The following is a 13581-nucleotide window of genomic DNA, read 5'->3' on the forward strand; positions in this document are numbered from 1 at the left end:
GGCATAAAGGCAGAACAAAAATGCCTATTGAATTATTCCACGCTTTTGTCAAAATTCCTTCAATAATCCCTCGGCATATAACAGGAAATCCGGCTCAACGCGGCGAATGAATAGGTTTGAAACATGCTATTTTTCCGGAAAGAGGGAATGTATGAAAAAGCTCGCTATTTATTTGTCCATTATTGTTGTCTTGTTCGCAGCCATTTACGTGATTAATCAGCAATCGGATAAAGCCAAGAACAGCCAATACGCCAATAACCCCTACGGTGTAGCACCGGAGAAGCTGAATCCAGAAACTGTCAAGCTGCTGAACGACCCGAACTATCAGAATCTGATTATGCCTGCGGAGCTGGACAAGAAAATAAGCAATAAAGAGGATTTTTTCCTTTATTATTTCGCATCGACATGTCCTCACTGTAAACGCACCACGCCAATCCTATATCCGATGACCAAAGAGTTGAACCTCGACGTGAAGCAGTTCAATCTGGAGGAGTTCAAGGACGGCTGGAGTAAATATAATATTAAGTACACTCCTACGCTGATTTACTACAAAGGCGGTAAGGAAGTGGAGCGGATCGAAGGCGGGATCGCCGCTGCCGGGGAGCAGGGACATACCGCCGATACCTTTAAGCAGTTTTTGCAAAAATATAAAAGCTCCCAATAGCACGGTTAATCTACCCTCAGCTATAACAAAAGGATTGCTTCCCATGCCCCTTCTTCGATGAGAAGACAGAGCATGAAAAGCAATCCTTTCTTTTGTGCACAGCTTATTTACGCAATTTGTCCTGAATCAGCTTGTTCATTTCCTCATCCGCGGTACGAAGAGCGGTATTCAAGTCGGTCTCCTCCACGATATATGCATTGAATGCTTTCGTTAAAATTTTATCGACATCTCCATCCGGCAAATATTTAAACGGTGTCATTACCGCGAACTTCAGCTTGGTCATCGCGGCCAAATTCTTGCCCTCGAATTCCTTCAAGCCTTTGCCGAATTCGGATTTCAGCTTCTCGTCCTTCAGAACGGTCATCCGGCCTCCGCGCATCATCTCGGCTTGAACCTCATCGGACAAAATGGTGTCCAGCACAAGGAAGGCCGCATCCTTCACTTTACTTTGCTCTGTAATGGACAAGATCGGGGAGTCCAGCCGCTGCCCGATCCCAGGCGCCTTGCGGTGCTGCGGATACGTCACCATGTCCCAATTGACCTGAGGAGCGGTTTTTAGCGTGTTCAGCAGGTTGCTGTGACTGGCAATCATCGCCAAAGTGCCGTTCACGAAGGCCGTTTGATTTTTACCCGCGTTCGGCACCTTGAAATCACCTTCGGTTAAGCCGGGAATTTTGAATTGAGCGCCCCACAGCTGGAAGGCCTCTTTCCATTGATCGCTCAAAAGAAGCGATTTGTTCGAGCTAAAATCGGCGAAGGGAATGGACAGCTGCTGCTGAATGCGGCCGATGCCGTCTGGAAAAATTCCCCGGTAAGCAACGCCGTTATCCGTCCTTGTCAGCTTCTTGGCAAGCTCTGCAACCTCATCCCAATACATCCCCTCCTTAGGATAAGGAATGGCGAACTTATCGAATATATCCTTGTTATAAAACAGCGCGAAGGAGTTCGTATAGGCGGGCAGTCCGGCCAAATAATCCTGGCCTCCGGCAATTTTCAGCGTTTCCAACGCTTCAGGCGAAAAGCGGCTCGTGTCGAATCTGTATTTTTTAATCAACGGCTCCATATTGAATAAGAGCTTATATTCCGCCAGATTGCTGCCCATTGGCCCCGGATAGTTAGCGACAATGTCGGGAATTTCTCCAGCCGATATCAGCTCAGGCAGCTTGGACGCAGAGGCGTTGATCCTTTCGATCGTAATTTGGGGATACTTTTTGGCAACCGGATCGGCTATATATTTCTTTACCTCATCATCGGAGAACATTCCTCCGCTTGCCATTATTTTTACTGTGACCTTGTCCTTACTGAGCTCGGGAATGGTGTCAGAAGGCTTTTCTTGGGCTGTTGGCGCAGCGGGCTTCTCCGTTCCGTTACAGCCAACCAGCGATACGGTAAAGCAAAGTGCGAGCGAGACTACGGACAGCTTTTTCATTTTTGTATCCCCCTTTAGTTACTTTACTTTTTCAAATGCATCGCTTTTATTTTATAACGGAAACGCTTACATTTTAATGTCTGTAACTCATCTATTTATGTCTTATTCTAAGACAAATGAAGCCTCCCTCTAGTTTACGTATTGCTGCCGAATCTATCATGCGTCGGATTGTTTCGTTCAACTCCTCTTCTACGTAAAAAAATACTTATATGAACGCAAAAAGACCGCTATAGCTCGGGGCTACAACGGTCTTGATCCCTATTCATGTCCGTCTTCATGAGGTTTCGGCGGGTTCTCGCACAGCTCTTCCACAAGGCGGTTCAGTACCGGATCGGAGATATGAATATCCAAATCATAAAATAGGAAGGGCTTCTCCTCTATCCGTTCCAAACGATGCAAATAGAGCTTGCTGTCCGCTACCAGCTTCGGCAGGTCTATGCCAGGCCCCTCTGCCTGTCTCGGCTCCAGCTTCTCCAAAGCCGCCGTAAAGAGCTTGACAGCACCGCTCAGATTGCCGTTGCGGTGATGATAGAGACCAACAGCGACCTGCAAGAGCCCTTGATACAATGGAGCCCGACCTTCCTCCATCCATAGCTCCTCCATCACTTCATGGCATTCGAAATAATCCCTCGTCCTATTAAAATAATAGATAAACTCGACATACAGCCTATCATACGAAGCCTGCATCTTGCACCTCCGTTATTCCTGGTGCCCTTTTTTCGCCCGTCCAATCGCCTCATCGATTTCACTAAGCAGCTCTTTGAAATACCACATGTCCTCGATTTCCCAATTTTCGTTAAATCTCAGCTGAAATTGTGCAGCCTCGCGCACACGACGATAAAAATAGAGCTCCTGAATGCCGTTCAGCACTCTCGTTACAATATTGGATTTATCCTCAAACATTTGCTGCGATTCTACGATTTCCTCGCGAATGCTGCTCATTTCTTCGTCCAGCTGATAGGCCGCTTCAGCGGCCTTGCTTAACCGCTTGATAACGTCCTCAGGCAAGCTTTCCCGGTATTTATAATTTAACGAATGCTCGATGGTAGCCCAAAAATTCATGGCAAGAGTCCGAATTTGGATTTCAGCCAGCACCCGCTTCATTCCGAGCGCTGTCTGCACAGGATACTCTACGATCATATGATAGCTTCTGTAACCGCTCGGCTTTTTATTGCGAATATAATCCTTCTCGTAGACTAGCGTCATATCCTCGCGCTCGCGGATCAGTTCGGCAAGCCGTTCGATATCCTCTACAAACTGGCACATAATCCGTATGCCCGCTATATCCTCAATCCCGGTCTCCAGCTGCTCCATAGGAACATTCAATCGTTTGGCTTTTTCCAAAATGCTCGAGATCTTCTTGACACGTCCTGTTACAAACTCTATTGGAGAATACTCTTCGCGGGCCTTCAATTCGGTGCGAAGCGTCTTGAACTTAACCTTCATTTCCTCTACCGTTTGCTCGTAAGGCAATAAAAATTTCTTCCAGTCTCGTCCGTCCATCCGTGTTCCTCCATTCCTGCTAACCTGCTAACGTCTATGGGCCGACCCAACCGCTTCGGAGATATGCTTGAAGCCGTCTTTGCGCAGCAGTGACCGAAGTCCTTCGTTCAATTGTCTGATCAACCCCGGCCCTTCATAAATCATTCCCGTGTAGACCTCTACCAGGCTTGCCCCTGCACATATTTTGGCATAGGCGTCTTCCGCGGTAAAAATACCGCCGGAGCCAATAATCGGAAGCTTGCCTTCCGTAGCCGCGTAAATCGTATGAATGAGCTTCGTTGAACGCTCCGTCAACGGTCTTCCGCTCAATCCGCCTGTTTCTCCTTTATGCTTATCGGTCAATCCCGCCCGGGATATGGTCGTATTGGAGGCAATGATGCCGGAAACCCCGCTGTTCACTATCGTTGACACCATGTACCCGATCTCCTCTTGCTCCAGATCCGGCGCTATTTTCACCAGTACGGGCTTCTCGGGACCTCCGTGCTTTTGATGCTGCTGATGCATTTCATCCTTCACTGCAGCCAATAATCGGGACAAATCATCCCCATGCTGCAAATTTCGCAAATCCGGCGTGTTCGGCGAGCTGATATTCACGACAAAAAAGTCGCCGTAAGCGTACAGCCCACGAATACATAAGCGGTAATCCTCTTCGGCCTGCTCGTTCGGCGTTATTTTATTTTTACCGATATTGACAGCTACAGGAATGCTTCTCTTGCCTGCTTCCCGCAGATGCTCCGCCATCGCATCAATCCCGACATTATTAAATCCCATCCGGTTAATCAAGGCATGATCCTCAGGCAATCGGAACAAGCGCGGCAGCTCGTTGCCCGGCTGCGGCTTTGGCGTTACCGTGCCGACCTCCATAAATCCGAAGCCAATGTTAGAAAAGCCGGGGACCGCCTTGGCGTTCTTATCCAAGCCTGCTGCCAACCCGACCGGATTGGCGAAGCGAAGACCCCAAAGTGTCGTAGCCAGCTCCGCATATTCGGGAACGCCGTACATCCCTTTCAGCAGAGCTTTGCCCCCCGGCAGCTTTCCTACCGTATGTAGCCCGTCTATGATCAAATGGTGCGCCTTTTCCGGATCCATCCGAAACAGCACCGGTTTTGCTATTTTCTTATAAAGCATGCAATCGTTCTCCCCTAACCGTTCTCTGTAAGTAGCTCTACTTGAACAGTTTATCGTTTTATGCGCGAAAAATAAAGAGGACCGGCTATTCAAAATGATATTGTTTAGGGGGGACATTATGTTAAAATATGCTTAAACTATGGAAAAAGGCAGGGCGAATTCCTATGAATCGAAAAAAACCTACGTACTTGCAGCAGCGTAAACCGAAAGAAACGGTCAACAAAAAGCTTATCATTGGGACGAGCTCTGTATTTGCGGCCATTGTTATCATCATGATCTTGCTCTTTATTTTCAACAAGTAAGCGCTTATATGAAGAAAAAACGAAAGGAGCCTCCCTTCCAACCTTAAGACGAAGGGACCGCTCCTCTTTAATTTAACCATTTATACACCTTGCCGGGGTTCGTCTCTTCCGTCTGTGCCGGCAGCTGGAGAACCGGAGCCCCTCGCTTGATCTCGGTAGGAAGCAGACCCTTGCCGATGGTCACCGGTGTCCCGAGAGGAACCATATCGAACAGCTCCTCGACATCCTCCTTCAGCATTCTGATGCAGCCAAGCGACTGATCCTTTTCGATGCTCGACGGCTTGTTCGTTCCATGTATGGCATATAGAGTATCGGATAATGTCATACCCCGGCTTCCGAATTCACCGTTAGACTTCCCGTTCGGATTGCGGACCTTCTCCGATATTTCGAATGTGCCTTCCGGCGTTCGGTCCGCGCCTAAGCCTACCGGATAGCTTCTGACAATGATCTGGCCGCTTACAAGAGCCAGCCGATGCGTGCTCTTATCCACCACGATGCGAAGCGGCTCGGTTAAAGGCTTCACCAGGCCGCCGGTGCCGATGGAGGATGCGTTAGGTTCGGCTGTCTGAGACGCTGCGCCGCCTGCTTCTCCTCCGGCAGACTCTGCGGGAGGCTCGCCTGCCCCCGATGAGTTCCCCTGCTCAAACAGCTGCTCCATAAAAGGGGTTACTCCCGGCAGTACATTATTAGGATAAGGCTGGCTCAAATCCTTCAAGCTTTCCGGGGGTTTGCCGGTTCTCTGCTTGTATGAAGCCAACGCAGACCTCAGGATCAGCTCCTGTTCACGCTGTTCCGCCCAAGCCGCGAAAATGGCCTTCGGTTTGCTTGCATCTGTCGGCTGGCAGCTGCAGCTCTCTGCGTCATGATACTGGATCTGCTGCAACGCTGCATCCTCTTTCCCCTCGACAGAAAGAAGAATCGGAGGCGATTTGGTCCAGGATATCCATTTCCCATCCTCGGTCGATTTGCCATAGGCCAGAATCGCGTACCGGTTCACCCGTTCCTTGAGAAGCATTTCCTGCAGCGCCGCGGCGGTATTTTCCTTGCTTTTGGCTCCGGTAACGTAATAAACCTTGGTCTCCTGAACCTGCTCCCGGGTCATCCCGGCAGGCAGGGCTGCTCGTTCTCCGTCCTTATTCTGGCGCAGCTCGGGCGCCAGTAAAACTCCCAGCACCATGAAGACACTCAATGCCGTCCAACGAAGCCTCCGCTGCAGCTTCTTCCTTCTGCTTTGCTGCTCCCATTGGCGCAAGGACTGCTCCGATTCAGGCGATACAGCGATCGTTTGGTTCTCGAACGCTTCATAGATCTCGCCTGCTTGCGTGTAGCAGTACAGCGCCTTTCCGCGCTTGCCCTGTGCGTCATATTCCCGTCCGAGCAGGTACCAGGCCATTTTATTGTTCGGATGCTCGCGAACATATTGTTTCAGATACGCCGGATTTTCCAACGGATGATGCTGAAAAAACTGGCGCAGCTGCTCATCATGGTCTTTTGCTTTCATGGCGACCGACCCCTTCTTTCCACCTTCTCCCATTAATATCGGCAGCCGTCCCGCTTTTTTAAAGGGGCAGACAAAAACACCCGAAAACCTCAACGAACCGTCTTGGCTTCATGTGGTAATCCGGGCTTGTGCGCTAGGTAGGAAGGCTTCTTCGGAATTATACCTGCTCCGCCAGTTTGGAATCCCCCTCCAAATAGTCCCGCTGCTCCATGACCTTCTCGAACGCCTCCACCACGACGGGATCAAAATGAGTGCCCTTACAGCGTATGAGCTCGCTGAGGCCGTCCCGGTAGCTCCTTCCTTTCGAGTACGGCCTATCCGTAGTCATCGCGTCAAAGGCGTCGGCCACGGCAACAATTCTTGCAAAGAATGGAATTTCATCCCCCCGAAGTCCGTCCGGGTAACCGGAGCCGTCCATCTTTTCATGATGATACTTCGCTACCTCAGTCGCCTGACGCATTCTTTCCTCCGGCTCCATTCTCGATAAGATTCTTGCGCCAATGGTCGTGTGGGAGATCATGATGTGAAACTCCTCGTCATCCAGACTGTCTGCCTTCAGAAGCACCTTGTCGGGTACGCCGATTTTTCCGATATCATGCATCAGGGCAGCCCGGTAAAAATGCTTGCACTCCTCTTCCGGAAGTTGCAGCTCTCTCGCAATCCATAAGGAATATAAGGCAACCCTTGAGGAATGGCCTGCCGTATACGGGTCTCTGGAATCCAAGGCCAGAACCAAAGAACGAATCACACTCATCGAGACAAGCTCATCCTTGTCATTCAAGCTGCTGTATGCCAGCAGCGCCGAATAGAGCAAGAAGGAAAGCTCGTTGTTTTTTTGCTCCAATTCAGCAATTTTATCGTGAAGCTGCTGCAAGTCGGACACCGACTACTCCTCCCGTCATGACCGTATGAACTGCGATGATTTGAAGCAGCATTAATCGTTTGAGACTCAGATGAGGTCCTAATGCTTCCAAAAAAACCTATGCTGTGAAAGAATCAAAACTTCCTTTCTTTACAGTATAGGTCTTTGCACCCTGAATTTATTTATTCCTTTGCTTCGTTCGCAACAGGACCGATCTTGTCCCTTCATCCCATTGTACGTCTAACCCGATCTCTTCAGCAAAGAAACGGACCGGGACGAATGTGAGGTCCTGCTTGATATAAGGAGCCGTATCTGTGTCTATGGCCATCTCGGGCTTACCCTGTTCCCGTTTCATCAGCCCGGTCTTGTCTACATACAACTCTACGGTTACGCCGCCTTTTGTCAGTTGAACGCTTCTGTTCACTTCGTCATAGCTTACTTGATAGCCCAACGCTTCAGTTACAGCCCGAACCGGCACCATGGTACGGTCATTCACGATCTCGGGCTGGGCCTCGAATGCCAGCACCGTCGATTCCAGCACAACCTTGACATGGTCATCCTTCAGCAAATCGGCGGGCAGCTTATAGAGCTGAAGCTGGCGAATCTTATTATTGAACGCATCGGCAATATAGACCGATCCGTCGTCGGCTACAGCGACATCCGTCGGCTTGTGGAACTGGGCGGAGCGCTCAATTCCGTCCGCTTCCCCGGCTGCTAATGCGGTATCTCCAGCCAGCGTGACCACTTTGCCATCATATAGGTACCGAATAGAATGATTCATGCTGTCGGCGATAAGCAAACCGCCCTCAGGCGTCAACGCAATACCCATCGGATAGTTAAAGCGTGCCTTCAAGGCATCGCCGTCCTCATACCCAGCGTCTGCATACAGACTTGTCTTACTATACAACGGCTCACCTACAGCTGTGCCGCCGGCCACCGTCGTTACCTTGCCGGTTCCGAAATCTATATACCGGATCCTTTGATTGCCGGAATCGCTAACGTACAAATTCCCTTTGCTGTCGATGGCAAGCCCCGTCGGCTCGTTAAACTTGGCGTTGGCGATATCCCCGTCCAAATAATCTCCGCTCCACACAGCTTGCCCCGGGGTTACCTCCGCGACTCTTTTGGAGGGTGCGTTCAGCGTGGTCACCGTGCCGTCGGCAGCGACCTTCCTTATGACATGATTTAGTGTATCAGCTACATAAACATTGCCATCTGCCCCTACTGCAACATCCTGCGGCTGATTAAAGGTCGCTTCCGTCCCCTTGGCGTCTTTATTCCCGATCAATCCGTTACCCGCAAGCGTTACTACTTTGCCGGAAGCATCGATTTTACGAATGGCGTTATTGCCTGCATCAGCGACATAAAGATTCCCTTGAGCATCTTGGGCCAGCCCCTCCGGCTGTTGAAAGACGGAACGAGCGGCAATGTCATCATATCGCCCGCCAATGGGGAAGCCCTTATTGTCCTTCCCGATGATCATGCCTGCCATACTGCTTACCTGGGAGCCGGAGATGCTGCGCAGCAAATGATTGCTCCGGTCAGACACAAGCAAGGTTCCGTCTTTGCGCACTAGCAAGCCAAACGGGCTGCGGAACGTTGCTTGCAGTCTGTTCGCATCATCATGACTGCCGTCATCTCCAAGACCGGCATAGGTCGTAATATCCATCATGATTTGCCCGCTGCTGTTTCTTAATCCGTCCTTGGCGATAGATGCTGCCGATGCCCCGGTACCTCCGCCAATCAAGCTGACGGCAACGACCGAGGAAAATAACAGCTTCGCTGATTTTTTCATAAGATTTCTGTTCCCCTCTGTGCAAGGTCTAGTTAACCGGTATTTCGACCGGATTATTTTGCAGATTGACTTCCGTTATGACATTCCCGTTTTTATCAACCACTTTGTAATAAAGCAGCTTCACCTTCAAGCCGTTTGTATCCGTTCCGGATAATGTCAAAGGAATCGCGGCCAGCAGCTTTTCTCCGTTAACGGTAATTAAGCCTGCATCGGCATCGGTACCAAAGTTGGTCGCCGCATAGATCAGCTCCGATTGTTCGGTCCCCTTCGACTGCTTTAATACTTCCATACTTTGGGGCAGGGAGCCGAATACCGTATTCGGATTTTTAGTTACCGTTCCATCCCCTGTAAAGCTAAGCCTGTTATCATAGGCCAGATGAACCTCAGCCGCATAAAGAGCCTTTGCATTCACGAAGTTTTTCATTGCTAGGGTTGCCGTAACCGTATTATTTTGCTTGACTGCCGATTTCAGGAGCACTCCCATGGAGCCGTCTGTCGTTATTTTCGGAAGAGGCACCGGCTTCGTCTGCTTACCGTTTCTCTCGCCTACTAGTGTCAATTGATCGTAGACCTTTAATTGGTCCGTCACCAGGCTGTTTAACGGAATAGTAACCTCCTGGTCTCCCTGGCCGTCCGCTTCTGCTATCACCTGGCCTTGGTTCAGGATCTTAAGCTTTGTTTGGATCGGACCTTTAGCTACTACCACCGGCACGTTCGTGATCCAATCGGTTGTAGGACTAATCAATATAGGCATATCCGAGATGGTGATAGGAGGTAATGATAACGATACGCTAGGTATTCCATTGTGAACGGATTCTGCTGTCAAGCGGTATGTTCCTTCCGGAAGAACGCCCAGAGTCATAGTTACTTCCTCAGAGCCCCTCCCTTCTACCGTTCCCAGCAGCTCGCTGCCATGATACACGGACACCGTCTGACCGACTGGAGCCTTCCAGCGTAACACCGCCGGATTGAAAGTCGTGATACCGGTTGTTGGACTCACCAGCTCCGGCTGGGCTGGACGGATTCCTCCCGATGGCCTTCCGCTTCCGCTGCTGCCTCCACCGACTGCTGTGCCCCCGCTCCCTGGGTTTGTACTACTGCCGTCATTATTTGCCCGATTCAGCTGCAGCCTGGCCAATTCATTCGCTTCATCCATCAGCTTCCGGTTGGCATCCGCCAACTGTCCATTCTCGATTCTAATTGCATTAATGGCATCCTTGTACATCTGAATGAGTTCCTGAAGCTTTGCATATTCCTCGGTAAACCGTCCGGGCTTCTCCTGCTGTGATTGTTTCAAGGCTTGAATGTCCGGATCGATGCCTGCCGATGTGTCCAGGACAGGCGGCGCGTTCAAATCTATCTTTTTGGACATATCCTTGAGCTGCTCATTCACTCTGTCTATGACTGCCTGATTTAGTTTTCCGGCATCAACCGCCGCTTTGGCAAGAGCAGGGATGAACGCATCGAAATTCGCGGTCACTCTGTTCAGATCTTCCAGGCTTTGCAGCTTCAGAATGCTGCCGTCCGGTTTCTGGATACCGCTTTGGAAATTGTTTAACAATCTTTGCTTGAGCTCTTCATTTTCTTTCGCAATATCGGGATAATCTCTAATTATCGTCTCCAGCACTTTCGGGGATGCTTGATGAATGATTCCCCCAAAATCCGCATAATTCGTTTGTGTCCGAAGATCGATGGACGGATCTCTGGAGTCCAGACTAATCTGCTGTGAAGGATACACATTGACACTTCGGCTAACTGAGTCAGAACCGATTGAATCCGCATTGTGAGTCTCCGCATGAACGACACCTGCCGTAGTGACCATGGTGGTCTGGCCTGTTATAGGATCTACCATGGTCAGGAAATGAGTTCCCCTTACCCCCATGACCGCCGTCGGAGTTTCAATCTCATATTCATCCTGGGAGCTGACAAGGCTCTTGACCTTGGCCCAGGCCGACCCTGCCCACATTTTGAATTTGGACGTCTTTCCATTGCCCGAATCAATCAGTTCTGTAATGGAGATTTCCGTATTGTCACCCAGCGTAATTTCATCATCTCGGTCGGCTATCTTCAATGTTAAGGACGAATTGCTGCCGGTCGTGATGAAATCCCCCTGATTCAGGGTCATCTCTGTATAGGCCGTAAACGTTTTTGAACCGCCGGCTTTCCGTACGCTGACGTCGCCAATGACCTCGGTCACTATGGCCGCACGCGTCGATTTGGCATCTGCGGATGGAACCCAAACGGAGGATAGCAAAAAAATGAACATGCAGCCTATGACGAACATCGCTATAAATCTATTGCCGTTATGTACCCCAATCCTCTTATCGAATTTCACAATAATGCTCCTCTCAACTTACGGACGTTTCTATTAAATGGCGATTGCCGCGCTCTAGTTAATTGTAATTTGGCAGGCAGCAATTGGCAATGCAAAAAATGGCGATTTATGACACCTGGGACGCTTCCTTCCCCTTATCTGGAGCCGACTTCCATTCAACAACCTCAAACAGCTTCAAGGGCTTGCTTTTCCCCTTCATCAGCTTTTCACCAACATAGTTGTACTCAAAATAAGACTTTGTCAGCTCATAGGTGGATTCCGAAACAAGAATTTGATTTGCGCTCGTGCTCGACTCGATTCGGGCCGCCGTATTGACATTGTCACCGATAGCCGTGTAGTCGACCCGCAGGTAGGACCCGATATTTCCTACGACGACATCCCCTGTATTGATCCCGATCCCTACGCTGATGGTAACTCCATACTTTTCCATAACATCCGCTCGGACCTTTTCCATTCCTTTTTGAATTTCATAGGCGGTCTTCACTGCGTGATAGGGATGATGAGGCACATCCAATGGAGCATTATACAGAATCATAGCCGCATCCCCGATAAATTTATCGATGGTTCCATGATTCTCCAATGCACGCTCCGTAATCAGGTTGAACATCAAATTCAAAAAGTCTACCACCTCTTCAGGCTTCAACTTTTCAGATAGAGGCGTGAATCCGCGCACATCCAGGAACATGACGGTCAGCTCCTTGCTGATGCCTCCCAGCTGGATTTCCGAATCGCTTTGGGCAATCTCCCTTACCAGATCCGGTGATATGTATCGTCCGAACTGCTTGGTAATATAGTTCTTTTGTTTGGTCTCAAAATAGGTTTTCATTGCAAGATTGGTTAAATACGATATAAAACCGCTGCCGACCGCCCCTATCGTATCGATATAATAATCACTGTAGGCAAAGGATAGATATTGTCCAAGCAGCAGCAGGATGGATAATACAAAGATGGCGATAAGACCGGTAATAGGCTTTAATTTCCATGTCAGAAAACCGTACAAAAGCACCATCAGGATCGCCAAAGCGACTGTGACAGCTCCTTTCCCCGGCTGAATCCACTGCTGCTTCAAGATTTGGTTCAATATATTCGCATGGGCGTAGACCAGATGCATGTGCTCCTCGATAGGGGTAATCCCTTCATCCGATCCTGGAGCGGTATAGCCAATCAGGACAAAACGGTCCTTGAATGCATCATCGGGAACCGTACCGCTTACTACGCGGGAGACCGGAATCGTCTCAAAATCCAGCTCGTTCGCATCCCATTTAATGTACATCTCCGATTTGGGCCGGTTCTGGATAGCCGGGGCATTCAGATATTTACTCACATCCACTCCACCCAGCTGCGCCATAGCCAGCCCTAACGAAGGGAGGACGCCCTCGGGCGTTTTGATTTGCAGCCAGTTGGTACGAATCGTACCTCCGCTGTCGTAGGTCGCATTGATATGCGATGGATTCGCATATTGCCGGAACAGCGGGATAGGCTGCTGGACACTCCTCGCTGTAATCCAGTCTCCTTCCTTAATCCTCATGGTGCGGGCAAATTCACTCTCTACTTCCGCATGGGACGGGAGAACAATATTTTTATATTTAGACAGGGCTTCAGCAAACGTCTTATCGCTTTCCGGATTGCCGCTCTCTGTGTAGAACTCGACGTCAAACCCGATCACCTTCGCTCCGGCATGCTCAAGACGCTCTACCAGCTCCGCATACACCTTCCTGTCCCAAGGATAGGGTCCGATCGATTTGATAGATTCAGTATCAATTCCTACGACGACAATATCCTCATGCGGCTGTCCGGTCATGGACTGCTTCAAGTTGAAATCGAACGCCTGATTGGACAGCACTCTCCAGAGACCGATAACCAAAAAACTAAAACAAAGCAGTATGACTAATGCATTGCCAATGGTAATAACCGCAGATTTACTGAATGATTTCTTCATTCGTGCTTCCAACCTCCAACCCAAGTTTCGTACCTAATAGTAACACAAATCTTCCATCATATCATAAAGATTCATTAAAGAAACATGCAAAAAGACCCATTACTAGGTATATTTACCTAATAA

11 protein-coding genes are annotated in these 13581 nt (G+C 49.6%); 2 read left to right on the top strand and 9 right to left on the bottom strand.

The window, feature by feature from the left end; genetic code table 11:
- Positions 1 to 151: 151 nt before the first annotated feature.
- Positions 152 to 664 (top strand): thioredoxin family protein, encoded by a 513-nt coding sequence (locus tag GGC63_RS02295; protein ID WP_192700945.1) that lies wholly within the window; start codon positions 152 to 154, stop codon positions 662 to 664.
- 103 nt (positions 665 to 767) lie between these two features.
- On the opposite strand, the gene GGC63_RS02300 is transcribed toward GGC63_RS02295, so the two are convergent.
- The 4 genes from GGC63_RS02300 to GGC63_RS02315 all read right to left on the bottom strand — a co-directional run bounded on the left by GGC63_RS02300 (position 768) and on the right by GGC63_RS02315 (position 4724).
- Positions 768 to 2093 carry an ABC transporter substrate-binding protein gene (locus GGC63_RS02300; protein WP_192700946.1) on the bottom strand — a complete coding sequence of 442 codons (1326 nt, stop codon included), beginning with the start codon at positions 2091 to 2093 and terminating at the stop codon, positions 768 to 770.
- Between the two features lie 258 nt (positions 2094 to 2351).
- Positions 2352 to 2780 carry a DUF309 domain-containing protein gene (locus GGC63_RS02305; RefSeq protein WP_192700947.1) on the bottom strand — a complete coding sequence of 143 codons (429 nt, stop codon included), beginning with the start codon at positions 2778 to 2780 and terminating at the stop codon, positions 2352 to 2354.
- 12 nt (positions 2781 to 2792) lie between these two features.
- The gene (locus tag GGC63_RS02310; protein WP_079908645.1) at positions 2793 to 3596 is read right to left on the bottom strand and encodes a GTP pyrophosphokinase family protein; all 804 of its coding nucleotides are present in this window, start codon (positions 3594 to 3596) and stop codon (positions 2793 to 2795) included.
- Positions 3597 to 3623: 27 nt separating this feature from the next.
- On the bottom strand, positions 3624 to 4724 hold the full coding sequence (locus GGC63_RS02315) for a quinone-dependent dihydroorotate dehydrogenase (RefSeq protein WP_192700948.1): 1101 nt from the start codon (positions 4722 to 4724) through the stop codon (positions 3624 to 3626).
- Between the two features lie 164 nt (positions 4725 to 4888).
- Between GGC63_RS02315 and GGC63_RS02320 the strand changes: the two genes are divergently transcribed.
- Positions 4889 to 5026, top strand: coding sequence for a hypothetical protein (locus GGC63_RS02320; protein ID WP_192700949.1), 138 nt, complete (start codon positions 4889 to 4891; stop codon positions 5024 to 5026).
- Between the two features lie 67 nt (positions 5027 to 5093).
- On the opposite strand, the gene GGC63_RS02325 is transcribed toward GGC63_RS02320, so the two are convergent.
- The 5 genes from GGC63_RS02325 to GGC63_RS02345 form a co-directional block, all read right to left on the bottom strand.
- Positions 5094 to 6527 (bottom strand): L,D-transpeptidase family protein, encoded by a 1434-nt coding sequence (locus GGC63_RS02325; protein ID WP_192700950.1) that lies wholly within the window; start codon positions 6525 to 6527, stop codon positions 5094 to 5096.
- A gap of 157 nt (positions 6528 to 6684) precedes the next feature.
- Positions 6685 to 7410, bottom strand: coding sequence for an HD-GYP domain-containing protein (locus tag GGC63_RS02330; protein ID WP_079908642.1), 726 nt, complete (start codon positions 7408 to 7410; stop codon positions 6685 to 6687).
- Between the two features lie 157 nt (positions 7411 to 7567).
- Positions 7568 to 9184 carry a stalk domain-containing protein gene (locus GGC63_RS02335; protein WP_192700951.1) on the bottom strand — a complete coding sequence of 539 codons (1617 nt, stop codon included), beginning with the start codon at positions 9182 to 9184 and terminating at the stop codon, positions 7568 to 7570.
- 28 nt (positions 9185 to 9212) lie between these two features.
- The gene (locus tag GGC63_RS02340; protein ID WP_192700952.1) at positions 9213 to 11519 is read right to left on the bottom strand and encodes a FecR domain-containing protein; all 2307 of its coding nucleotides are present in this window, start codon (positions 11517 to 11519) and stop codon (positions 9213 to 9215) included.
- Between the two features lie 106 nt (positions 11520 to 11625).
- Positions 11626 to 13458 (bottom strand): CHASE2 domain-containing protein, encoded by a 1833-nt coding sequence (locus GGC63_RS02345; protein ID WP_192700953.1) that lies wholly within the window; start codon positions 13456 to 13458, stop codon positions 11626 to 11628.
- Positions 13459 to 13581: the final 123 nt, after the last annotated feature.

Origin of the sequence: Paenibacillus sp. OAS669, from assembly GCF_014873645.1 — a bacterium.
GTDB lineage: Bacteria > Bacillota > Bacilli > Paenibacillales > NBRC-103111 > Paenibacillus_S > Paenibacillus_S vulneris.

What these genes read in the sequence shown, in the direction of transcription:
- GGC63_RS02295 (WP_192700945.1), top strand. Translation starts at nt 152, where the DNA reads ATGAAAAAGCTCGCTATTTATTTGTCCATTATTGTTGTCTTGTTCGCA.
- GGC63_RS02300 (WP_192700946.1), bottom strand. Translation starts at nt 2,093, where the DNA reads ATGAAAAAGCTGTCCGTAGTCTCGCTCGCACTTTGCTTTACCGTATCG.
- GGC63_RS02305 (WP_192700947.1), bottom strand. Translation starts at nt 2,780, where the DNA reads ATGCAGGCTTCGTATGATAGGCTGTATGTCGAGTTTATCTATTATTTT.
- GGC63_RS02310 (WP_079908645.1), bottom strand. Translation starts at nt 3,596, where the DNA reads ATGGACGGACGAGACTGGAAGAAATTTTTATTGCCTTACGAGCAAACG.
- GGC63_RS02315 (WP_192700948.1), bottom strand. Translation starts at nt 4,724, where the DNA reads ATGCTTTATAAGAAAATAGCAAAACCGGTGCTGTTTCGGATGGATCCG.
- GGC63_RS02320 (WP_192700949.1), top strand. Translation starts at nt 4,889, where the DNA reads ATGAATCGAAAAAAACCTACGTACTTGCAGCAGCGTAAACCGAAAGAA.
- GGC63_RS02325 (WP_192700950.1), bottom strand. Translation starts at nt 6,527, where the DNA reads ATGAAAGCAAAAGACCATGATGAGCAGCTGCGCCAGTTTTTTCAGCAT.
- GGC63_RS02335 (WP_192700951.1), bottom strand. Translation starts at nt 9,184, where the DNA reads ATGAAAAAATCAGCGAAGCTGTTATTTTCCTCGGTCGTTGCCGTCAGC.
- GGC63_RS02345 (WP_192700953.1), bottom strand. Translation starts at nt 13,458, where the DNA reads ATGAAGAAATCATTCAGTAAATCTGCGGTTATTACCATTGGCAATGCA.